Genomic DNA, 21,484 nt, shown 5'->3' with positions numbered 1-21,484 from the left:
CGGGCGGTCTTGTTCATGATGAAAAGCCTTGAAAGTAAAAAAGCGTCGCAAAAAAGCCGGGTCAAAAACCATTTCTGAACCGGGTTCGGTGAGTCGCCTTGCGGGTTCGGCTCATCGATGGGGTGAACTGTACGCGGGTAAAGGTCACAGAAAAACCACTGGGTCGCGAACTAACTGTTCCAGTATTGGAAACAATCAATCGGGAATTTTTCAGGGTTTACCCAGGCCTGACTGTCCAGGGCCCGCAAAATGACGCCTTCAGCCCTCCACATCCCAGGTAAACCCTGGTGTGAATTTGGAACGGTGTTTTGGGGGATGCCTTGGGGGTACAGGCCCCGGTGCGGGGAGGGCTGCAATCCGGCGGTGGATGCGGCGGTCTTGTCGTGGGGCCGGGCGGCGCTTGATATGCGTCAAGGCGGTGTGGTGCCCAAGAGGGTTTTGTGTCAGTGCTCCGCAAGAGAACGTCATATAGTCCGAGGTAACGATTTGTTGTTCCTCGCATGACAGACCCTTTTGATTCGGCGGACATTGGTTCCGCCGACAGCCCCCACTACCTGCGCGCGCTGACCGACATGGCCGACCGCCGGACGGTGGTGGCGGACGCTGCCATCTACACCGACAACGGCATCAAGCTGGTGGAGAAGGGGGCCCGCATCGACAGCCGCCTGTATGACCGCCTGGTGCAGCACAAGCTGCGCGAGCCCATCGACCGCCATCTGTCCATCGAAAACCCGGTGGACGTGCCAACCCTGCTGGCGGCGGGCCAGGCGCTCATCGAACAGGAGGCCCTGCCCAACATGCTGGCCGAGGCGCTGGGCTCGGGCGCCCGCCTGCTGGCGCCGCTGCGCTCCCTGCCCATGCCAGCGTCCATGGCCTGCAAGCTCACGGTGATGCGCGACCAACGCCCCGAACTGTTCCAGCACAGCCTGCAGATGATGACGGTGGCCGTGTTTCTGGGCATCAAAAGTGATCTGTCCGAGCGCGACTGCTGCACCTTGGCTGCCGCTGCCTTGCTGCATGACCTGGGTGTGCTGCACATGGACCCGGCCTGGAGCGACCCCGACAACAAGGTGGTGGGGGTGCAGCGCAAGCACCTGGTGGCGCACCCGATCACGGCGATGCTGATGATCCGCGACACCGAGGCCTATCCCCGCGCAGCCGAGGTGGCCGTGCTGGAACACCATGAGCGCATGGATGGCACCGGCTACCCGCGTGGCTTGACGGGTGCCAACATCACGCCCCTGGGGCGCATCCTGTTGCTGGCCGAAGTGGTGGCTGCGTTCTACGAAAAGTACGAGGACATGCCCGCGCAGCGCCTGTCGCTGGTGCTGCGGCTCAATCACCGCAAATTCCCGTCGGCACTGGTGATGCATGTGTTGCCTTTGCTGCAGGAAGAGGTCGCACGCGAGTCGGCCCTCATGCCCCTGGGCAACGATGCTCCGCGCCAGATTGACCTGCTCGCCGAGGCCTTTGTCTACTGGGGAAAGCTCAAGGCGGCATTGCCCCCCGGAGCTGCCGCCAAGGCCCCGGCAGGCAGCGCCTTCGCGTTTGCCGACGCCCGGTTGCAGGCCCTGCAAAAGGCCTTGATCGAGGCCGGTTCCCACCCGCAGCACCAGGGTGAATTGCTGGCGCAGTTGCAGGGTGATGCCATCGGCATGGCCGAGGTGGCCCTGGTGGGGCGCGAGGCCCTGTGGCAGCTGCAAAGCATCCTCAATGCCAGCCACCACCGCTGGCCCCAGCTGTCGGACCGCGCCACGCCCGAGGACGCCGCCGTGGCCGACTGGTGCGCCTGGGCCATGCAGCGGTTGTGAGACCGCAGGCCGTGGGCAGGTTCTGAGCGCTGCCCTGGTCGGGCCACACCTGGGCCCGCCCGTTTCACCGCCAAAAATGGCTGTGCCCAGGCCTTCCCGGGGGATTCCTGTTGCGGCAAAATACTGGTTGTATTCACAGTATTTATACCGCCGGAAGCCTTTGCCCCCATGCCTGCCACCCACCTTCCCCGCAGGACTACCGTATCCGACTTGCCGTTCGCTGTGCCCGGCGTCTGGCATGCGGATTCGCTGGGCGGGGGCCTGCAGCAGGCGCAGCCGTCGGGGTCGGCGCTGCTGGACGCGCAGCTGCCCGGTGGCGGCTGGCCCGTGGGCGCGCTGAGCGAGGTTCTGCAGCCCCTGCCGGGCCTGTTTGAATGGCAGCTGGTGTTGCCCGCGCTGGCCCAGGCCACGGCCGGGCGTGCGGGGGTGGTGGTGGGCGTGGCGCCGCCCCATGAGCCTTTTGCCCCGGCGTTGCAGGCCAGAGGGCTGGCGGCCGACCGGCTGTGCCTGGTGCGCACCGGAGCAGGGGCGTCGTCTGCATCGTCCGCACTGTGGGCGGCCGAGCAGGCCCTGCGCTGCCGCGATGTGCTGGCCGTGATGGCCTGGTTGCCGCAGGTGCCGCCAGCGGCGCTGCGCCGCCTGCAACTGGCTGCCGCGCAGCAGCAGCAATTGCTCTGGGTGTTCAGGCCCCTGGCGGTGGCGCCGCAGGCATCGCCCGCTGTGTTGCGGCTGCAGGTGCAGGGGCTGGGCGCAGCGGGTGGGGCGGCGGTGTTCCCGGGCATGCAGGTGCAGATCCTCAAGCGCCGGGGCCCGCCCCTGGTGCAGGGGCTGGACCTGCCCGGCTGCCACCCCCGGCTCGCGCAGGCCCTGGCGGCCCAGGCCCGGCGCCGGCAGGCCGCGCAGGAGGCTGTACTGGAGGCCGCACGGGGTGGCGGGCCGGGCATGCTGGGCATGGGGCGCAGCGAGGTGGTGCCCACGCCGGCACTGCGGGTGCCGGAGGGGAGGATGCATGCACTGGATCGCATTGCCACTGCCACGCTGGGAGGCTGATGCCCCCGCAGCCCCTCCCGCCCTTGCCGATGCCGGGGCGGCCGGCTGGTGGGCCCTGCGTTTCACGCCGCGTGTGGCGCTGGTGGACGGCGAGGCCGTGCTGCTGGAGGTGTCCACCACCGAGCGGCTGTGGGGCGGCCGCGAAGCCTTGCTGGCGCAGGTGTGCGCGGCGTGGTCGCTGGCGGCGCACGCCAATGAAGTCGATGGGGCTGATGGGGCTGATGGGGTCGCGGCAGGGCCGGGCGGCTGCCGCAGGCAGGCCCTGGACCCGCCGCAGCCGGTGTGGGGCTGTGGCCCCACCGCCCTGGTGGCGCAGGCCCTGCTGCGCTTGGCGATGGCGGGGCGAGCCCCGCCATCGCGGGTTCCGCAGGGGCTGCCCCTGCACACCCTGACCGCCTTGCGTCCCCATGTGGCCAGCCTGGAGCGCATGGGCTGCCGCACCTGGGGCGCCCTGCAGGCGTTGCCACGGGCGGGGGTGGCCCGGCGCTTCGGGGCGGGCGTGCTGCGGGTGCTGGACCAGGCGCTGGGCCATGCTCCGCAGGCGCACCTGTGGCTGGAGCTGCCCGAGCAATTGGTGCTCACGGCCGAGCTGCCGGCGCTGGCCGAATCGGCCGAGGCCCTGCTCTGGAGTGCGGGCCGCTGCCTCGCCGTGCTGCAGGGCTGGCTGCAGGCACGCCAGTTGGGCGCCCTGGGGCTGGAGCTGGCCTGGCGCCATGACCTGCGCCGCATCGACGGCGTGGCGCTGGTCCCCACCGCAGCGCTGCAGGTGCGCACGGCGCAGGCCACGCAGGACATGGCGCACCTGCGGCGCCTGCTGTCGGAAAACCTGGCGCGCACCACGCTGGCGGCCCCGGCCAACCAGATCACGCTGCGCCTGCTGGAAGCGGCCCCGCTGCCGCAGCGTAATGCCAGCCTGCTGCCGCCCGGCGGCCGTCAGGGCGGTGGCGATGCAGCATCCGCCCCGGCCGGCGAAGCCCTGCACCAGCTGCTGGAGCGCCTGTCGGCGCGCCTGGGGGCCGGCCAGGTGCAGGCGCCGGTGCTGCTGGCCGACCACCGGCCGGAGTGCATGCAGCAGTGGCGGCCTGCCGCCGAGGTGCTGGCAGGCCGGGCGGGTGCCGCAGGTGCGCCCCGCCCACCCGGGCCATCCGCCGAACCGCATGCGCCTGATGCCGCGCTGTGGCCCACCTGGCTGCTGCGCACGCCCCGGCGCCTGGCCATGCAGGGCCACCGCCCTTGCCACCATGGCCTGCTGCGCCTGCTGGCGGGGCCACACCGGTTCGAGGCCGGCTGGTGGTCCTGCGCCGAGGCCGAGTCCCCCGGGGACCCCGCCCATGTCAGCCCCAGCCTGGCGCTGCGCGACTACTTCATGGCCTACAACGACGTGGCCGGCCTGGTGTGGGTGTTCCGCGAGCGGCTGCCGCCACGGGCCGAAGACGAGGCCGAGCCCGCAGGCCTGCGGCCCCAGCGCTGGTTCTTGCACGGCCTTTTCGGGTGATGCCAGCGATGGATGCCTCCATGCTCCGCAGCGCCTCCACGGCCCCCGCAGCCTCGGTGCCTGGGGGCGGGGGCTTGCCCGGTTATGCCGAGCTGCACTGCCTGTCGAACTTCAGCTTCCAGCGCGGCGCATCACACCCTGCCGAGCTGGTGCAGCGTGCGGCCAGGTTGGGCTACCAGGCCCTGGCGCTGACCGACGAATGTTCGGTGGCCGGCGTGGTGCGCGCGCATGGGGCCGCCAAGGCATGCGGCCTGCACCTCATCGTGGGCAGCGAGTTCCTGTGGGGCCCGCTGCGGCTGGTGGCCCTGGCGCGCGATGCCAACGGCTGGGGCAACCTGTGCGAGTTCATCACCGCCGCACGCGCTGCGGCCCCCAAGGGGCAGTACCACGTGGGCCCGGCCAGCCCCTGGCATTTGCTGCAGGGGTGCGAGTTGCTGCTGGCGCCTTGCCGCGAATCTTTCGATGCTTCTGATTTGATAGCTGTTAGTGCTTTCCTGCAAAGCGCTAGAGGCCAATTTGATTCAAATTTTGACGGCCACCTCTGGCTGGCGGTGGAGCTGCACCTGGCGCCTGACGATGGCCTGTGGCTGGCCAGCTTGCAGCAGGCGGGCGCGGCGCTGGGCCTGCCGTTGGTCGCGGCGGGCGATGTGCACATGCACAGCCGCCGGCGCAAGCCGCTGCAGGACGTGGTCACCGCCGTGCAGCGCGGCTGCAGCGTGGCGGAATGTGGCTTTGCGCTGCAGCCCAATGCCGAGCGCCACCTGCGCCGGCGCGTGCGGCTGGCGGGCATCTATCCCCCCGCGCTGTTGGCGGCCACGCTCGTGGTGGCGGGGCGCTGTAGCTTCAGCCTGGACGAGATCCAGTACCAGTACCCGCTGGAGACCGTGCCCCCGGGCATGACCCCGGCGCAGGCGCTGGCCTGGCTGGTGCAAGAGGGCGTGCAAAGCCATTACCCCCAAGGCGCTCCCGAGAAGGTGCTGAACCAGATCCGCAAGGAGCTGGAACTGATCGCGCACTGCCGGTACGAGATGTATTTCCTCACCGTGCACGACATCGTGCGTTTTGCGCGCAGCGTGGGCATCCTGTGCCAGGGGCGCGGCTCGGCGGCTAATTCGGTGGTCTGTTATGTGCTCGGGATCACGGCGGTGGATCCCGAGAATTCGCACCTGCTGTTCGAGCGTTTCATCAGCCGGGAGCGCAGCGAGCCGCCCGACATCGACGTGGACTTCGAACACGACCGGCGCGAGGAGGTGATCCAGTACATCTACGGCAAATACGGCCGCGAGCGCGCGGCCATCGCCGCGGTGGTCACCACCTACCGCACGCGCAGCGCCCTGCGCGACGTGGGCAAGGCCCTGGGCGTGGCACCCGCGCTGGTGGACGCGTTCGCCAAGGACCACCACTGGTTCGACGAGGCCTTCGCCGCCGACCGCCTGCAGGAGCTGGCCCAGGCGGTGGGCGCGCCGCTGCACCGGCATACGGCCGCGCTGTGGCTGGAGCTGGCCGGCGAGCTCAAGGGTTTTCCGCGCCATCTGAGCCAGCACGTGGGCGGTTTTGTGCTCACGCAGGGCAAGCTCACGCGGCTGGTGCCGGTCGAGCCTGCGACCATGGAGAAGCGCTGCATCATCCAGTGGGACAAGGACGACCTGGATGACATGGGCCTGCTCAAGGTCGATGTGCTGGCCCTGGGCATGCTCAGCGCGCTGCGCCGCTGCCTGGACCTTCGCGCAGTGCTGCGCGGCGAGCGCTGGGGCCTCAAAAGCATTCCGCGCGAATGCCCCACTACCTACGACATGATCTGCGCCGCCGACACCGTGGGCGTGTTCCAGATCGAAAGCCGCGCGCAGATGAGCATGCTGCCGCGCCTGCGCCCGCGCGAGTTCTACGACCTGGTGGTGGAAGTCGCCATCGTGCGGCCCGGGCCCATCCAGGGGGGCATGGTGCACCCGTACCTCAAGGCGCGCGAACGCAGGCGGCAGGGCTTGTCGCTGGTGCTGGAAAAATCCGAGCTGGAAGAGGCCCTCGAACGCACGCTGGGCGTGCCCATCTTCCAGGAGCAGGTCATGCAGATCGCCATGATCGCGGCCGACTTCACGCCCGGCATGGCCGATGACCTGCGCCGCTCCATGGCCGCCTGGAAGCGCAAGGGCGGCGTGCACCGCTTCGAGGAGCCCCTCAAAAAAGGCATGAAGGCCAACGGCTACCCCGCCGAATTTGCCGACCGCATCTTCCAGCAGATGCTGGGCTTCGGCGAATACGGCTTTCCCGAAAGCCACGCCCACAGCTTTGCACAGCTGGCCTATGCCAGCAGCTGGCTCAAGTGCCACGAGCCCGCGTGTTTCCTGGCCGCGCTGCTCAACTCGCTGCCCATGGGTTTTTATACCGCCTCGCAGCTGGTGCAGGACGCACGCCGCCACGGCGTGCGTGTGCTGCCCATTGACGTGACCCACAGTCACCACGATTGCACACTGGAAGGCCCCGCCGAGCACCTGCTGCCTGCCAAGGGGCTGCCCAGGCCACGGCTGCCGCAGCCCGCAGTGCGCCTTGGCCTGTGCCTGGTCGGCAGTCTGGGCCAGGGCGCGGCAGACCGCCTGGTGCAGGCCCGCGCCACATCGCCCTTCACCACCACCGAAGACCTGGCCCTGCGCGCGCGGCTGAGCCAGCAGGACGTGCAGGCCCTGGCCGCCGCCGACGCACTGGCCGGCCTCTCGGGCCACCGGCGCCAGCAGATGTGGGACGCCGCCGCTCAGCACAGCGCCCCGGCCCTGCTGCGCGACGTGCCCGTGCTGGAGGCACCGCTGGCGCTGCCAGCCGCCCCCGAGGGCGAAGAAATCCTGTTCGACTACGCCGCCACCGGCCTCACCCTGCGCCGCCACCCCCTGGCCCTGCTGCGCCCGCGCCTGGCCCGCTGGCGCCTGCAGACCGCGCTGCAACTGGTAGCCACCCCCCATGGCCGCCAGGTGCGCGCCTGCGGCATCGTCACCGTGCGCCAGCGCCCCGGCACCGCCAAGGGCACCATGTTCGTCACCCTCGAAGACGAAACCGGCCCCGTCAACGTCATCGTCTGGCCCGCCATGGTGGACCGCTGGCGCAACGCTCTGCTCAGATCCCAGCTGCTGGCTGTGGAAGGCCTGTGGCAGTGCAGCGTGCCCGAGGGCGGCAGCGCGCATTCCACCACCTCAGGCCAGGCACCCACCGTGGTGCGCCACCTGGTTGCCCAGCGCTTCAAGGACCTGACCCCACTGCTCGGCCGCATGGCCCAGGCGCTGCAGGGCAGCCGGGATTTTCATTGAGCCAGCGGGTTGAGAATGGCGCACCACGGTCGGCAGAGACAGGTGCATGACAGGTCCACCGGAGAGCTGATACCGGCGGCACTCAGTGACGCACATTGTTGCAATCACCCGAAATCGCTCGCACTACGATGGGGCACAAACAATCAACACCGGGCCAACACGAGCAAGATCGGGCCCCTAGCAATGGCCCCAGGCCGCATCATCGTGAGCGACCGTACCAAAGTCATCCACCCCCTGGAACGCAGCGTGGTCCAGCGCATCCTCGTCAAAGACGGCGACCACGTAGAAGCAGGTCAGCCCCTGGTAGAGCTGGACCCCACCACCGCCCAGGCCGACAAAGCCAGCCTGGTGGAGACCCGCAAGGCCGCCCAGTCCGACTGGCTGCGCGCGCAGATCCTGCAGAAAATGCTATCAAAACAAGAGCTATTAGCGCACACCCATCAGGCGATAGATGCACAAAAAGGCCATAAATCAAGAGCTTCACCAGGACACCCCAGCAGACTGGACACCCGCCGACAAGGCCGACACCCAGGCCCAACTGGCCGCCGAGTGGAGCGACATCACCGCCCGCCTGGCCAAACTGTCTGCCGAACACCAGCGCCGCCAGGCCGAAATGGCCACCGTGCGCGCCATGATCGGCAAGCTCGAAGCCACCCTGCCCATCGCCCGCCAGCGCGAACAAGACTTCCAGGCGCTCACCACCCAAGGCTTCATGTCCGGCCACGCCAACCAGGACCGCACCCGCGAACGCATCGAGCTCGAACGCGACCTGGCCACCCAGCAGGCCCGGTACCAGGAAGCCCAGGCCGCCCTGACGGAGGCCGAACACACCCGCAGCGCCTACCTGGCAGAAACAAGACGCTCTTTAAGCGAACGCCAGGCCCAGGCGGACCTCAAGCGCCACCAGACCGGCCAGGAACTCACCAAAGCCACCCAGCGCGAACAACTGGCCACCCTTACGGCCCCGGTGTCAGGCACCGTACAGCAACTGGCCCTGCACACCGAAGGCGGCGTGGTCACCGAGGCCCAGGCCCTGATGGTCATCGTGCCCGATGCGGCCAGCGTCAGCGCCGAGGTCACGCTGGAGAACAAGGACATCGGGTTTGTGGCCCCGGGGCAGGATGTGGCCATCAAGCTGGAGACCTTCCCGTTCACAAGGTACGGCACGGTGAAGGCCAGTGTGGACAAGGTCACGCAGGACGCGGTGAATGACGAGAAGCGCGGGGCGATCTTCCCGGCGACCTTGAAGCTCAACCAGACAACGATCGACATTGATGGCAAACCAATAAAACTCGCGCCGGGGATGAATATCACGGCGGAGATCAAGACCGGGCAACGGAGAGTCATCGAATATCTGCTCAGTCCGATTCAAAGGGCGGGGAGTGAGAGTTTGAGGGAGCGGTGATCCTGCAATCACCGCATACATGCCAATCGACAACTGAAGGAAATGACCATGAACAACATGCAGTTTGACGAAGCGACACAAACCTACCGGGGCACGGTTGAGCTTTATCGCTGGAATGATAAAGAACAAGGCCAGACATTTATGGGGGTTAACAAGCCTTTGCAGATCACGCCCGAGTCGACAGATTGGTCATACCGAGATTTGTTTGCAAGCTATTGGCCGGACCAACTAGGCAGCGAAGGGATCTGGGAAAGCTTTTCGGTCAAGCCCGGGGTTTATATACAGCAGCATCAAACCCAGAATCCGCTAGCCCAAGCCACTGACGGCGCACTGCAGCAGCTGATGCAGGCCATGGCGAGGTTTTCGCCCGCGCCCGTGGCCGACACGGGGGGCATGATGGTGGGGGCGTATGCAGGCTTACAGATGCTTGGGGTGGACGGGGGGAACTAGAAAACTGCAAAGTCCGAGTGAATATTTTCTACTGCTAAAAATATAACAAGAAAAAATACAGGAAAACGCAGGACGCCAAAATTTCATGATCACCCCATTCACTGGAGCCTGTAATGCGTAAAAGCCAAAGAATTTCAGACCGTCTCACCCTGTCTTGGCGCCGTGCACTTTGGGGCGCCGTTCTGGCCGTGGCAGCCTGCATTGGTGACCCCACCCCTCTCGCGATGGCCGCTGATGCCCCGGTATCCGCACAGCAGCAATCACCGAAAGAGCGCCAGCGCATCGCGGCAGAGATGTTTCGCGAGCGGTGCAAAAAGGCCGGGGTGTTTATCCATCGCACGGTGGAGAACGTGGAGGGGGTTTTCTTGATGAAGCTGCGCCCGAAGGGAGTGAATTTTGATGAGCAGTATGTGCTGGATGATCCGTATGGTAGTGACGTTTACGGAGATGGATATATAAAAGAGTTTCTTGAGAGTAATTACGAATCTTGGTCAAAGATAAATCAAAACCCTTCTTCGAACCGACTTCAGAGAGGCTATGAATATGTTGAGGCTGTTGATCCCAAGGATGGGGTGAGATATCGGTATACGGGGTCTTTGAAAGCAGTGAGGCAAAAAAAAATCGATGCCCCAAATGTGCAGTTGGAGCTGAAGCGAAACCCAAACTACGATCTCAATGTCTACGATTACGTTCTCGAAAGAACCCCATCGACCGCTCCCCGTCCCCGTTACGGCGTAACCTATGACGATATTTCCACCCGTGAGGAGCGAAATCATTGGATTGCTGGCAGCTCTCTTCGAGTTGTTGACCTGCAAACCAATGAAGTCATTGCCGAGCGCATTGGGTATATGGTGGATTGGGCTCAGGGGAGCAGTGCGGGGGGGCGATCCCCCTGGTTGTTAGCTGCGAATAACGCTTGTCCAGAGTTCGCTCCTCGTCATGGCTCCCGGGCTCAGCTGGGGCAAACCATCCGTTTTGTTAATAAATCTTTGAAGCCTGAGAATTAATAAATGACCGCGCCGACTATTTCTGAATATCTCAATTATGCTCATTTGCAAATTGCCGCAGAAGCCTTCATTCGAGATGAGGTCAACGGACAACTTGCAGATGGCCAAGATCGCTATATTGCGGCCCTCGTCCGAGGAAACGACCACTCCAGCCGTTTTGTCGAGAGCCAAGCCAAGACATTCGCAGACGAATGGGAAGTCCTTGACCAAACCGCAAACACCAAAACCGGCTTCAGCGGCACGCTATTCCGCAACAGGGACGCCAATGAAACTGTCCTGAGCTTCCGCTCAACAGAATTCATCGACGACGCGGCGCGTGACAACAAGGCCACGAACGAGCTGGAGATCAAGGAGACTGGGTTTGCCTGGGGGCAGATCGCGGACATGCAGGACTGGTATGCAGAGCTGAAAGACGATGCCACCAAGCTGGGCGCAGGGCAGGCGTTCAGCGTGACGGGCTACAGCTTGGGCGGGCACTTGGCCACGGTGTTCAACCTGCTAAATGCGGGGGCGGCGCAGCGTGTGGTGACTTTCAATGGCGCAGGCGTCGGTTTGGTCAAGGACGGCACGCTGCAGGATGCGCTGAATGAGTTCAATGAGTTGCGCACCAGCCCGGATTTGTTGGCAGCGCGGTTCACCCATCCAGGGTTGGCCACCTTTTACCGGCGGCTTCAAGCGGAACTGGCCAGCGGACAAACCACCGTGGCCCAAGCCCAAGCCGATCTCAACGCGTTTTACACCGACGCCCACACCGGTGTCATGGTGCCGATCACCTTGGCCGGAGGGCAGACCGATGTGGGTTTCTCCATCGTCAACAGTGCCGATCTGGACGCCAATGTGGACGCCACCCTGACAGCCAAATTCACCAGCACCGGCGGCGCATCCACCAGCCCCGTGGCCAGCAGCAACAGCGCCACCTTGAGCCTGAAAGACACGGGCGAGGCCACGCGCCGTGTCACACACCGGTGTTGCTGGACAAAAAACGATATGAAATTAATAGCTGCTCGCGCCCGTCCAACAGGTGCTACAGGCCATAAATATCTCAAAACCTCCAGTATGGAAATCGCATGAAAACCAGCCGAACCTTTTTCTCTAAAGTCATCCTTGCTGCTTCCACATGCATCACTTTGCTGGCTTCAGCCAGCGAGCAAATAGCGCCGCCCGGCGGCATTCCTTGCGAAGCTGATTGGATCAACCGAAGTCGGTTTGACTCGGTGGCCACACTCGGATTTCTGAAGTATCTGGAAAGACAGGCAGAACAAACGGGCGATGCTGGCTTGCAACTGCGACTAGGTTTGATACGCAAGACCCGCGACGGCCTGTGGACGGCACCTTTGGACGGCAGCTATAACATCAAGTGGCTAGAAAAGGCCCAAGCTCAGGGCAGCAAGTCCGCCACCTGGCAGTTGGCCAACATCATGCACCCCAACGGGCACTATCGCGTCACGCATGAAGCCTATTTGCGTGCCGCGATGGCAGCGGCAGAGGAAGAGGGCAACCCTTGGGCGGCTACCCATTTGATGGAACTGACCAATGGACGCTACGGCCAGAGTACCAAACCGACAATTTGCATTGACGAATGGATGCCTGACGGCAAATGTGCCCCCGAAGAGCTTCTGCCCATTTCTTCCGCCCGCAAGTGGGCCGAAATCGCAGCTGAGGGCGGCAACGCGCAAGCTCAAGTGTGGCTTTGTATGGCGGCCGCAAACGGCAAACCCGAACGCGGACAACCCAAGGACGAAGCCGATGCGCGCAAGTGGTGCCAGATTGCTGTGCGCAATGCCTGTGCGTCGATTCCTGGCAGCAACTGGGTTAAGCAGCCATGGCGGCGGTCTTCAAATCATTTTTTTTCGCCAATGCAATAAGGGGAATTGGGCATGGAAAAGCACCTGACAGCAATCAATTCGAGTACGGGACAGCCATACACACTCGGTAAAACCGAGATCGCCAATGCCGTCACTTGCCTTAATGCGGAGCGCGCCGTCACCCCCAGCACTTCCAACGTCAGTGACTTGTTGCAGTGGGGCTCGAATGTTCGGCATGACCAGATCTGGTTGCGAAAAGCAGGCAATAACCTGGAAGTGAGTGTTATTGGGACAGGCGACAAAGCAATTGTTAAAGACTGGTACGTCGGCTCCAGTCGCCGTGTGGAGCAGATCTGGGCCAATGGCAAAGTGCTCACCGATGCCAAGGTGCAGTCACTGGTTGACGCGATGGCCGCTTTCTCGCCGCCGTCGGCCGGGCAGACCACTTTGCCTGCTGGCTACCAAACAGCACTCAACCCGGTAATTGTCGCAAACTGGCAGTAGTGCATGGCGCCTTGTTGTTGAGGCGGTGATCGCGGGGCACCCTAAAATCCCCGCGCCATGCATAACCCCCACCATCCCCATGTTCTGCCGGTGCGCGACGGCGTAAGCCCCAGTTGCGTGGTGCTGCCCACACATGGGCGGGGCAGCATGCTGGACTTTCTGGCCCAGCGGCTGCCGGTGGTGGCCCGCGATGAATGGTGCCAGCGGATGTGGGCGGGTGACGTGGTGGACGAGCGCGGCGAGCCGGTGGCGCCCGAGCGGCCGTTCGAGGGCGGGCTGCGCCTGTACTACTACCGCAGTCTGCCTGCCGAGCCCATGTTGCCTTTCTGCGAAGTGGTGCTGTACCAGGACGAGCACCTGGTGGTGGCCGACAAGCCGCATTTCATGCCGGTGACGCCCTCGGGCCGCTATCTGCACAACACGCTGCTGGTGCGGCTCAAGCGCCAGCTGGGCTTGCCCGAGCTGTCGCCGCTGCACCGCATCGACCGCGATACGGCGGGGCTGGTGATGCTGTCGGTGCAGCAGCGCACGCGCGGCGCCTACCAGGCCTTGTTCCGCGACCGGCAGATCACCAAGCACTACGACGCGATCGCGCCCTGGCGTGCGGATGTGGTCTTCCCTCGCGAGCATGTCAGCCGCCTGGAGGAAAGCCCGCAGCAGTTCTTTCGCATGCAGGAGGTGCCCGGCGAGCCCAACAGCCACACCCGCATGCAGGTGCTGGAGGTGGCTGGCAGTTGGGCGCGCTACCGCCTGTCGCCTGTTACCGGCAAGCGGCATCAGCTGCGCGTGCACATGGCGGCCCTGGGTCTGCCGCTGCGCAACGACCCGTTCTACCCGGTCGTCAACGATCCCCCCGAAGGCGATTACTCACGGCCCCTGCAGTTGCTGGCACGGTCGCTGGAGTTTGTGGATCCGATCACGGGGGATTCGCGGGTGTTCGAGAGCCGGCAGTCGCTGTGCCTGCTCTGAGAACGGGCCTCAAAACCGCCAATGTGGTCGGGGTGGAGGCCTCTTGGCAGGGCAGCGTGCTTGCACTTTTAGCCGCTTGGTCCCCCAGGATCAAATCAACGGAAGGGAATCGGTTTGCTCTGCGCGGGGGCATTTTGCGTGAGCCGTGAGTTGAAAAATTCGGCCAGTGCCCGCTGGGTATCAGGGTGCAGCCGCCAAGCGGTCCATCCCAATCCAATGCTTCGCAGGTAGATCGTGACATGCTCTGCTTCCAGCGGGTACTGGATAGCAATCGTGGGGTTGTCCTGCGACATCACAGGAACGCCGTTTCCGTTGCTGTCCTGTGGGGCGGGAGCGACTTCAGGCGCCATCTGCGAGCGCAGCGTAGCCAGCTCACGGATCAGGCTCTCGATCTCTGGCGCGGTAAGGGTCTTGTTGATTGCCAGGGTGGCCTGTGTGCGGTCGTCGCTCAGTTGCATGGAGCTTTTCCTTCTTTCGCAGGGAGTTGTGAACCCTCCATTGTGCTGCTTTCGGGCTGGCGTCTGCCGAAGGGTGCGAAACCACCAGCAGAAACGCCATGCTGTGGTCGTTCTGGATGCGTTTCCCGCGTGGCTACAATACGCCTGCAGTTGAAACTATGAAATGGCGAAAGCCCACTGGATAGTTTCAATCGCCTGATTGAAACGCCGTTGTAAATCAATGGCTTACAAAAGGCGGGTGTAGTTCAATGGTAGAACGGCAGCTTCCCAAGCTTCATACGAGGGTTCGATTCCCTTCACCCGCTCCAGCCCTTCCAGGCTGACCAGATTTTCCCCGCCCCTCCGCTCTTTTTGTCGGCTCTGCGTGTATGGCGTGGGTTGCTGTGCCCTTGCGGGCGGCTTTGCCAGCAAGCACTCAATCTGCATATTCATAGTCGTTTTGCTTGGTTGGGCCAAGGGTCCATCTCTTCTAAATTTCGTGCATCGGGTGCCGCAAGCCCTGGTATTTCAACAACACGGAAAGGAAGACGATGCTGACCTCGCTACGCACAACCGTTTTTTTGCAAACTGCGGGGACATGGCTTCGCGCCTCTGCGCTGGGTGGTGCCATGCTGGCCTGCAGCGCAGCATTCGCCGCCACCCCCATCCCCGCAGGCCCCCTGGTCACCACCGAATGGCTGGCGCAGAACCTGGACAACCCGCAGCTTCGGATTGTCGAGGTGAGCGTGAACCCGGGCCTGTATGAACGTGGCCATGTGCCGGGGGCAGTCAATTTTTCGTGGCACCAGGATTTGAATGACCGGGTGCGGCGCGACATTGTGGGCAAGGAGGCGTTCGAGGCGCTGCTGTCCAAGTCTGGGGTATCGCAGGACACCACGGTGGTGTTGTACGGCGACACCAACAACTGGTTTGCCGCCTGGGGTGCGTGGGTGTTTGACCTCTATGGCGTCAAGAGCGTGAAGCTGCTCGACGGCGGGCGCAAGAAGTGGGAGGCCGAGAACCAGCCATTGAACAACCGCGTGCCGGAGTTTGCCGCCACCAGCTACAAGGTGGCCAAGGTGAACACCGACCTGCGCGCGCGGCTGTCGGATGCCTTGGCCGCTGCCGAGGGCAAGAGCAACGCCAAGCTGGTGGACATCCGCTCGGTCGATGAATACATGGGCAAGATTTTTGCGCCTGCCGGGGTGCCCGAGCTGAGCATCCGTGCCGGCCACATCCCGGGTGCGGCCAATGTGCCCTGGGGCCAGGCGGTGAAGGAAGACGGCACCTTCAAGTCGGCCGAAGACCTGAAAAAGCTCTATGCCAGCGCGGGGGTGGACGGCAGCAAGCCCATCATTACCTACTGCCGCATTGGCGAGCGCTCCAGCCACACCTGGTTTGCGCTGTCCAAGATCCTGGGCTACAGCGTGAAGAACTATGACGGTTCGTGGACGGAATATGGCAATGCGGTGGGTGTGCCCATCACCAACCCGGCGGGCACCATCTGGGCCGCCAAGTGAGCAGATGGGCTGACAAGAACCTTTTGGGAAGAAGGTGGCAATGCAAGACACAAAGAAGAGATTTTGATTTTTGGTAGGGGTCTCTTTTACAGCCCGCTTCGTGCGGGCTTTTTTTATGCGCGAGGGGTGAGGTGATGGCGTTCAAGATCAATTTTTCTCATGTGGGTGCCCTGGCGCTGGTGGTGGCGCTGGGTGTTGCTGCCCACGCAGTGCAGGCGCTGCCGGGCGGGCGCACGCTGGCATTTGCACTGGTCACGGGCGGGGTGTTGGGGCTGGTGCTGCAGCGCACGCGCTTCTGTTTTTATTGCCATGCGCGCGACTGGTTTGAAGACCACAACCCGCGCGGGTTGCTGGCCATCGTGTTGGCGCTGGCCGTGGGGGTGGTGGGCTATACCGTGGTGCTGGGCAGCTGGTTGCCTGTGCCCCAGCCTGGCAAGCTGCCGCCCGACATGCACATCGGCCCGGTGAGCTGGGTGCTGGTGGCAGCGGGGCTGTCGTTTGGCGCAGGCATGGTGGTCTCGGGCTCGTGCATCAGTGCGCACTGGTACCGGCTGGCCGAGGGCTCGCCGGTGTCACCGTTTGCGCTGGTCGGATCGGCACTGGGTTTCGTCCTGGGCTTCACCACCTGGAAGTCCTTGTACAGCCTGAGCGTGGCCGACGCGCCCGTGGTGTGGTTGCCCGCACACCTGGGGTATGGCGGGGCGCTGCTGGTGCAACTGGGTGGGCTGGCCCTGGTGGCGGCCTGGTTGTGGCGCGGTTTTGCACGCGAGGCGGCCGCTGCATCGGTGCCAGGGGGCGTGCCCGGTTTGCGCACTGTGTGGCGCAATCTGTGGGCCGGGCGCTGGCCTTATTGGGTGGGCGGGCTGGCTGTGGGGCTAATTGGCGCGTTTGCGATTGTGCGCATGCGGCCGCTGGGGGTGACGGCCACGCTGGGCAGTGCGGCACGCCAATGGGCCCAGGGGCAGGGCTGGATTCCCGATCGGCTGGAGGGGCTGGATGGGTTTGCGGGCTGCGCCACTGCGCCGCAGTCCACCTGGTTCACGCCCAATGCCTTGCTCTTGGCGGGCCTGGTGGCGGGCGCGTTTGTTGCGGCCCTGGCCAGCCGCCAGTGTGCGCCGCGCTGGCCCACCTGGCGCGATGCCGTGCGGGGCCTGTCGGGTGGTGTGCTGCTGGGCTGGGGCGCGATGACAGGGCTGGGCTGCACCATCGGCACGCTGTTGTCGGGCGGCATGGCGGGGGCGCTGTCGGGCTGGGTGTTTGGGGCGGCCGTGTTCTTTGCCGTGGGGGCGGGGCTGCGGATCCAGCGGCTGTGGCCTGGCGGGCGCTAAGGATGCAGGAAAAAGGTCGTCCGATACACTGCGGCCCGCATGGATACCCGCACAAACACAATGACCCTGATGCCTTGGCGCTGGCTGGTGGCAATGGCTGCAGGCCTGGGCGGCTGTGCCTATTCACCGCCTGCACCGTTCATCGCCATCGGCAATGAGAAGGCCGTGTCCATCAACTGGGAAAACTCCACACTGGGCCCGGATGGTGCCCTCAAGGCGGCCGAAAAACACTGTGCGAAGTACGGCCTGGAGGCCGAGTTGTCCGCGCAGGTCAGCCGCTTTGAAGTGACCTATCGCTGCGTGTAGGCCTGCGGGGGGCGTGGTGGCGGCGATTTACAAGCCTTTTTGCCTGACTATGTACCTACCTCAGAGACCAACCTACCCGTTCGGGCTGAGCCTGTCGAAGCCAGGGCTTGCCGTGTGCGTGCAAGGCTTCGACAGGCTCAGCCCGAACGGGTGGGGGAGAAGTGTCTGAGGCATATACATAATCAGGCCTTTTTGGCCCTCTGCGTTCGCCCAATCAGCGCAGGTAGCTATGAAAATCATAGTGATTCACGCCGAATGGACAGCGACCAGGGGCGCTCACTTGCCGCTCTGGATGTCCCCCAGGCACAGGTACTTGATCTCCACGTAGTCGTCCATGCCGTAGTGCGATCCCTCGCGGCCCAGGCCCGACTGCTTGACGCCGCCAAACGGCACGTGCTCGGTGGCCAGGATGCCCACGTTGGCACCCACCATGCCGTATTCCAGCGCCTCGGTCACACGGAAGATGCGGCCCACGTCGCGGCTGTAGAAGTAGCTGGCCAGGCCGAACTCGGTGTTGTTGGCCGCGGCTATGGCCTCCTGCTCGGTTTTGAACTTGAAGACCGGGGCGAAGGGACCAAAGGTTTCCTCGCGCGCGCAGAGCATGTCGGCCGTGGCGTTGGCCACCACGGTGGGCTCGAAGAACTGGCCTGAGCCCAGCGTTTTCAGGCGCTGGCCGCCCGCCACCACCTGGCCGCCCTTGGCCAGCGCGTCGTCCACATGGCGCTGCACCTTGGCCAGCGCGGCTTCCTCGATCAGCGGGCCCTGGTTCACGCCCGCTTCAAAGCCGTTGCCCACCTTGGCCGTTTTCACCTTGGCGGCAAACTTGGCCACGAACTCGTCGTACACGCCTTCCTGTACGTAAAAGCGGTTGGTGCATACGCAGGTCTGGCCGGCATTGCGGTACTTGCTGGCAAAGGCGCCTTCCACGGCGCTGTCGATGTCGGCGTCGTCAAACACGATGAAGGGCGCGTTGCCACCCAGCTCCAGCGACATCTTCTTGACCGTAGGGGCCGACTGCGCCATCAGGATACGGCCCACTTCGGTGCTGCCGGTGAAGCTGATGTGGCGCACCACGTCGCTGGCGCACAGCACCTTGCCGATGGCGATGGAGTGGTCGCTGTCGGCGGGCAGGATGTTGAACACGCCGGCCGGGATGCCTGCACGCAGGGCCAGCTCGGCGGCGGCCAAGGCGGTGAGCGGCGTCAGCTCGGCAGGCTTGATGACCACGGGGCAGCCGGCGGCCAATGCGGGCGCGACCTTGCGGGTGATCATGGCCAGCGGGAAGTTCCATGGCGTGATGGCCGCGCACACGCCGATAGGCTGCTTGAGCACCATCAAGCGGCGGCTGTTGTCGAACTGCGGCAGGGTCTCGCCGTTGATGCGCTTGGCCTCCTCAGCAAACCACTCTACAAAACTCGCGCCGTAGGCGACTTCGCCCTTGGCCTCGGCCAGGGGCTTGCCTTGTTCGGCCGTCATGATGCGGCCCAGGTCGTCCTGGTGGGCCATGAGCAGGTCGAACCACTTGCGCAGGATGATGCTGCGCTCCTTGGCGGTCTTGGTTTTCCAGGGGCCCCAGGCGGCGTTGGCGGCGGCAATGGCTGCCTCGGCATCTTGCGGGTCCAGGTTAGCCACATCGGCCAGCTTCAGGCCCGTGGCGGGGTCGTTCACGTCAAAGCGGCTGCTGCCCGCCACCCACTGGCCGTTGATGAGGCCGTCGGTCTTGAGCAGGGTGGGGTCGTTCAGCAGGGCGAGGGGGGAGGTCTTCATGTCCATGGGAGGGCTTCCGGGCGAGGTGAAGGGGAACGAAATGGCGAAATGGGGTGGAGTGCAGGCGGCCTGGGCCAGCGCGACGGACTGCGTTGGCTGCCAGATGCAAATCGGCACAGGCTAGCACGCGCTGGTGGGGCGGTTGTCACCAATGTGGCACTTGCAACAGGGGCTCCTGGTGGGCACGGATGCGTCATGCGCGCCGCCCGCGCAACCACTCCAGCGCCAGCAGCAGGCTGGTGGTGAAGAGGATGAGCAGTGTGGCCACGGCGGCGATGGTGGGCGAGATGTTCTCGCGGATGCCGGTGAACATCTGGCGTGGCAGCGTGGCCTGCTCTGCGCCCGCCAGGAACAGCGTGACCACCACTTCGTCGAACGAGGTGGCAAACGCGAACAATGCGCCCGAGATCACGCCCGGCGCAATCACCGGCAGCGTGACGCGAAAGAAGGTGTTGAACGGTGTCTCGCCCAGGCTCAGCGAGGCGCGCACCAGGTTGTGGTTGAAGCCCGCCAGCGTGGCCAGCACGGTGGTCAGCACAAAGGGGGCGCCCAGGGCTGCGTGCACGATGATGAGGCCGAAGTAGCTGTCGGCCAGCCCCAGCGGCGCAAAGTACAGGTAGGTGGCCACGCCCACCACGATGATGGGCACCACCATGGGTGCAATCAGGATGCCCATGAGCAGGCCCTTGAAGGGGAATTGGGCCCGCGACAGGCCCACCGCCGCCAGCGTGCCCAGTGCCGTGGCGATCACCGTGGCCGCGGGCGCGACGATGAAGCTGTTGCGCGTGGCGCGCGCCCACTCGGCCGACTCGAACAGGTGGCGGTACCACTTGAGCGACCAGCCGTGGATGGGGTAGGCGAGGAAGGAGCTTTCGGAGAACGACAGCGGCACCATCACCAGGATGGGGGCCAGCAGGAACACGAGCACGGCCACGCACAGTGCGCGCACGGCCCACCAGCCGAGCTTGTCGGCCAGCGTGGCGTAGAGGGGGAATTGGGGAAGGCGAAACATGGTGAGCGACTTTCAGCATTGGAGGGCGTGATCAGCCCAGACTCAATTCGGCCTTGCCAGCGCGGCGGTACACGCCATACAGCAGCAGCGTGGCGGCCAGCAACAGGGCCCCCAGGGCGCAGGCCATGCCCCAGTTCACTTCCACGTTGGTGTAGCGGGCGATGTAGTAGCTCAGCATCTGGTCATCGGCCCCGCCCAGCAGGGCGGGCGTCACGTAGTAGCCGATGGCCAGGATGAACACCAGCAGCGCGCCCGCGCCAATGCCTGGGTAGGTTTGGGGCACATAGACCCGAAAGAACGCGGCGATGGGCGAACTGCCCAGCGACACGGCGGCACGCAGGTAGGTGGGCGGCACGCTTTTCATCACGCTGTACAGCGGCAGGATCATGAAGGGCAGCAGGATGTGCACCATGGCAATCACCACGCCCGTGCGGTTGAACAGCAGCGCCAGCGGTTGCTCGATCAGGCCCAGGCCCATCAGCCCCCGGTTGACCAGGCCTTCGGACTGCAGCAGCACGATCCAGGCGGCCACACGCACCAGGATCGAGGTCCAGAACGGCACCAGCACCAGGATCATCAGCACATTGGCCGAACGCGCAGGCAATGAGGCCAGCCACCAGGCCAGCGGGTAGCCCACCAGCAGACACACCAGCGTGACGACCAGGCTGACGTGGAAGGTGCGCAGCAGGATGCCGCCAAAGGCCCGCTGCTCTTCGGGCATGCGCTCGATCTGGCCAAGTGCATCGCGTTGCAGGTCCACCGAGGCGAGCAGGTAGTCGGGCGTCCAGCGCGCGCCGTTCTTGGCAATGGCACGCCACAGCGGCGCTTCGCCCCAGCGCGGGTCGGCGGCCAGCAAACGCTCCTGGATGGCCTCTGGCGGGCCTTCAAAAGGCAGGTCACGGTACGCGCCCATCACCATGGAGCGCGCGCCGGGCACCTCGGAGTTGAGCCGGCGCGCCAGGGCGCCAGCGTCGGAGCGGTCGGGCAGGCGGGCGAGGTCACCCACCAGCGCGGCATAGGCCGCAGCCGGTGGGGCGTCGCGCCGGTCCCAGCCATCGAGCGCCCGCATGGTCGCGGGCAGCGCGTTGGCCACCTCGGGGTTTTCCACCGCCCGCTGCAGCAGCGCGGCAATCGGCACCAGCAGCGTGAGCAGCAAGAACACCAGCAGGGGCAGCGTGAGGCTGAACGCCCGCCATTGGCGCCGCACCTCGGCGCGGGCCAGGGCTTTGCGCAGCGCGCCGGGCGCATGGCGGTCCGGGGCGCTGGCCTGGGCCATTTCGGGGGCGTTCATGGCGATCACGCCGGAGTGGGCTTGCATGGTGGTG

At 64.9% G+C, this 21,484-nt stretch carries 18 protein-coding genes and 1 tRNA gene; 15 read left to right on the top strand and 4 right to left on the bottom strand.

All coding sequences use genetic code 11. The features are described 5' to 3' along the window. Nucleotides 1-500: 500 nt before the first annotated feature. The 11 genes from DBV10_RS14220 (at nt 501) to DBV10_RS14170 (ending at nt 13,789) form a co-directional block, all read left to right on the top strand. A complete protein-coding gene (locus DBV10_RS14220) occupies nt 501-1,811 on the top strand; it encodes an HD-GYP domain-containing protein (RefSeq protein ID WP_124514267.1) in 1,311 nt (436 codons plus the stop codon). Nucleotides 1,812-1,979: 168 nt separating this feature from the next. Continuing rightward, nucleotides 1,980-2,861, top strand: a complete 882-nt coding sequence (imuA, locus tag DBV10_RS14215) for a translesion DNA synthesis-associated protein ImuA (RefSeq protein ID WP_124514266.1) — start codon at nt 1,980-1,982, stop codon at nt 2,859-2,861. Further along, nucleotides 2,821-4,356: a DNA polymerase Y family protein gene (locus tag DBV10_RS14210; RefSeq protein ID WP_124514265.1), complete on the top strand. Its 1,536-nt coding sequence runs from the start codon at nt 2,821-2,823 to the stop codon at nt 4,354-4,356. The genes imuA and DBV10_RS14210 overlap by 41 nt, the downstream gene beginning before the upstream one ends. A gap of 20 nt (nt 4,357-4,376) precedes the next feature. Then, nucleotides 4,377-7,649, top strand: a complete 3,273-nt coding sequence (locus DBV10_RS14205; RefSeq protein ID WP_124514264.1) for an error-prone DNA polymerase — start codon at nt 4,377-4,379, stop codon at nt 7,647-7,649. A 451-nt stretch (nt 7,650-8,100) separates the two neighbouring features. Then, nucleotides 8,101-9,054 carry an HlyD family type I secretion periplasmic adaptor subunit gene (locus tag DBV10_RS14200; protein ID WP_233589926.1) on the top strand — a complete coding sequence of 318 codons (954 nt, stop codon included), beginning with the start codon at nt 8,101-8,103 and terminating at the stop codon, nt 9,052-9,054. A 48-nt stretch (nt 9,055-9,102) separates the two neighbouring features. Then, nucleotides 9,103-9,504, top strand: coding sequence for a hypothetical protein (locus DBV10_RS14195; protein WP_124514263.1), 402 nt, complete (start codon nt 9,103-9,105; stop codon nt 9,502-9,504). 113 nt (nt 9,505-9,617) lie between these two features. Continuing rightward, nucleotides 9,618-10,511 carry a hypothetical protein gene (locus DBV10_RS14190; protein ID WP_124514262.1) on the top strand — a complete coding sequence of 298 codons (894 nt, stop codon included), beginning with the start codon at nt 9,618-9,620 and terminating at the stop codon, nt 10,509-10,511. A gap of 3 nt (nt 10,512-10,514) precedes the next feature. Next, nucleotides 10,515-11,582, top strand: a complete 1,068-nt coding sequence (locus DBV10_RS22915; protein ID WP_199740104.1) for a hypothetical protein — start codon at nt 10,515-10,517, stop codon at nt 11,580-11,582. Then, nucleotides 11,579-12,376, top strand: a complete 798-nt coding sequence (locus DBV10_RS14180) for a hypothetical protein (RefSeq protein ID WP_124514261.1) — start codon at nt 11,579-11,581, stop codon at nt 12,374-12,376. The genes DBV10_RS22915 and DBV10_RS14180 overlap by 4 nt, the downstream gene beginning before the upstream one ends. Nucleotides 12,377-12,388: 12 nt before the next feature. Then, nucleotides 12,389-12,820: a calcium-binding protein gene (locus DBV10_RS14175; protein ID WP_124514260.1), complete on the top strand. Its 432-nt coding sequence runs from the start codon at nt 12,389-12,391 to the stop codon at nt 12,818-12,820. 57 nt (nt 12,821-12,877) lie between these two features. Then, nucleotides 12,878-13,789, top strand: coding sequence for a pseudouridine synthase (locus DBV10_RS14170; protein ID WP_124514259.1), 912 nt, complete (start codon nt 12,878-12,880; stop codon nt 13,787-13,789). Nucleotides 13,790-13,884: 95 nt separating this feature from the next. Here DBV10_RS14170 and DBV10_RS14165 read toward each other — a convergent pair whose 3' ends face one another. After that, a complete protein-coding gene (locus DBV10_RS14165; RefSeq protein WP_124514258.1) occupies nt 13,885-14,247 on the bottom strand; it encodes a hypothetical protein in 363 nt (120 codons plus the stop codon). 234 nt (nt 14,248-14,481) lie between these two features. Here DBV10_RS14165 and DBV10_RS14160 point away from each other — a divergent pair. The 4 genes from DBV10_RS14160 (at nt 14,482) to DBV10_RS14145 (ending at nt 17,380) form a co-directional block, all read left to right on the top strand. Continuing rightward, nucleotides 14,482-14,555 (top strand) — tRNA-Gly (locus DBV10_RS14160). A 222-nt stretch (nt 14,556-14,777) separates the two neighbouring features. After that, nucleotides 14,778-15,746 carry a sulfurtransferase gene (locus DBV10_RS14155; RefSeq protein WP_124514257.1) on the top strand — a complete coding sequence of 323 codons (969 nt, stop codon included), beginning with the start codon at nt 14,778-14,780 and terminating at the stop codon, nt 15,744-15,746. 134 nt (nt 15,747-15,880) lie between these two features. After that, a complete protein-coding gene (locus DBV10_RS14150) occupies nt 15,881-17,074 on the top strand; it encodes a YeeE/YedE family protein (protein WP_233589925.1) in 1,194 nt (397 codons plus the stop codon). Nucleotides 17,075-17,134: 60 nt separating this feature from the next. Next, on the top strand, nt 17,135-17,380 hold the full coding sequence (locus tag DBV10_RS14145; protein WP_124514256.1) for a hypothetical protein: 246 nt from the start codon (nt 17,135-17,137) through the stop codon (nt 17,378-17,380). Between the two features lie 276 nt (nt 17,381-17,656). On the opposite strand, the gene DBV10_RS14140 is transcribed toward DBV10_RS14145, so the two are convergent. The 3 genes from DBV10_RS14140 to DBV10_RS14130 all read right to left on the bottom strand — a co-directional run bounded on the left by DBV10_RS14140 (nt 17,657) and on the right by DBV10_RS14130 (nt 21,435). Continuing rightward, nucleotides 17,657-19,153, bottom strand: a complete 1,497-nt coding sequence (locus DBV10_RS14140; RefSeq protein ID WP_124514255.1) for an NAD-dependent succinate-semialdehyde dehydrogenase — start codon at nt 19,151-19,153, stop codon at nt 17,657-17,659. Between the two features lie 187 nt (nt 19,154-19,340). After that, nucleotides 19,341-20,159, bottom strand: a complete 819-nt coding sequence (locus tag DBV10_RS14135) for an ABC transporter permease (RefSeq protein WP_124514254.1) — start codon at nt 20,157-20,159, stop codon at nt 19,341-19,343. 31 nt (nt 20,160-20,190) lie between these two features. Further along, complete coding sequence (locus tag DBV10_RS14130) at nt 20,191-21,435, bottom strand: ABC transporter permease (RefSeq protein ID WP_199740107.1); 1,245 nt, start codon at nt 21,433-21,435, stop codon at nt 20,191-20,193. Nucleotides 21,436-21,484: the final 49 nt, after the last annotated feature.

The organism is Acidovorax sp. FJL06, assembly GCF_003852545.1.
Classification (GTDB): Bacteria; Pseudomonadota; Gammaproteobacteria; order Burkholderiales; family Burkholderiaceae_C; genus Acidovorax.
The sequence above is the reverse complement of the archived record's forward strand: the minus strand, read 5'-3'. Positions and strand labels throughout refer to the sequence as shown.

Excerpts from the sequence above, each read along its gene's own strand:
- DBV10_RS14220 (WP_124514267.1), top strand. The coding sequence starts at position 501 with ATGACAGACCCTTTTGATTCGGCGGACATTGGTTCCGCCGACAGCCCC.
- DBV10_RS14205 (WP_124514264.1), top strand. The coding sequence starts at position 4,377 with ATGCTCCGCAGCGCCTCCACGGCCCCCGCAGCCTCGGTGCCTGGGGGC.
- DBV10_RS14190 (WP_124514262.1), top strand. The coding sequence starts at position 9,618 with ATGCGTAAAAGCCAAAGAATTTCAGACCGTCTCACCCTGTCTTGGCGC.
- DBV10_RS14170 (WP_124514259.1), top strand. The coding sequence starts at position 12,878 with ATGCATAACCCCCACCATCCCCATGTTCTGCCGGTGCGCGACGGCGTA.
- DBV10_RS14200 (WP_233589926.1), top strand. The coding sequence starts at position 8,101 with ATGCACAAAAAGGCCATAAATCAAGAGCTTCACCAGGACACCCCAGCA.
- DBV10_RS14145 (WP_124514256.1), top strand. The coding sequence starts at position 17,135 with ATGACCCTGATGCCTTGGCGCTGGCTGGTGGCAATGGCTGCAGGCCTG.
- DBV10_RS14155 (WP_124514257.1), top strand. The coding sequence starts at position 14,778 with ATGCTGACCTCGCTACGCACAACCGTTTTTTTGCAAACTGCGGGGACA.
- DBV10_RS14165 (WP_124514258.1), bottom strand. The coding sequence starts at position 14,247 with ATGCAACTGAGCGACGACCGCACACAGGCCACCCTGGCAATCAACAAG.
- DBV10_RS14140 (WP_124514255.1), bottom strand. The coding sequence starts at position 19,153 with ATGGACATGAAGACCTCCCCCCTCGCCCTGCTGAACGACCCCACCCTG.
- DBV10_RS14130 (WP_199740107.1), bottom strand. The coding sequence starts at position 21,435 with ATGGCCCAGGCCAGCGCCCCGGACCGCCATGCGCCCGGCGCGCTGCGC.
- DBV10_RS14135 (WP_124514254.1), bottom strand. The coding sequence starts at position 20,159 with ATGTTTCGCCTTCCCCAATTCCCCCTCTACGCCACGCTGGCCGACAAG.
- DBV10_RS14180 (WP_124514261.1), top strand. The coding sequence starts at position 11,579 with ATGAAAACCAGCCGAACCTTTTTCTCTAAAGTCATCCTTGCTGCTTCC.
- DBV10_RS14210 (WP_124514265.1), top strand. The coding sequence starts at position 2,821 with ATGCACTGGATCGCATTGCCACTGCCACGCTGGGAGGCTGATGCCCCC.
- imuA (WP_124514266.1), top strand. The coding sequence starts at position 1,980 with ATGCCTGCCACCCACCTTCCCCGCAGGACTACCGTATCCGACTTGCCG.
- DBV10_RS14175 (WP_124514260.1), top strand. The coding sequence starts at position 12,389 with ATGGAAAAGCACCTGACAGCAATCAATTCGAGTACGGGACAGCCATAC.
- DBV10_RS14195 (WP_124514263.1), top strand. The coding sequence starts at position 9,103 with ATGAACAACATGCAGTTTGACGAAGCGACACAAACCTACCGGGGCACG.
- DBV10_RS14150 (WP_233589925.1), top strand. The coding sequence starts at position 15,881 with ATGGCGTTCAAGATCAATTTTTCTCATGTGGGTGCCCTGGCGCTGGTG.
- DBV10_RS22915 (WP_199740104.1), top strand. The coding sequence starts at position 10,515 with ATGACCGCGCCGACTATTTCTGAATATCTCAATTATGCTCATTTGCAA.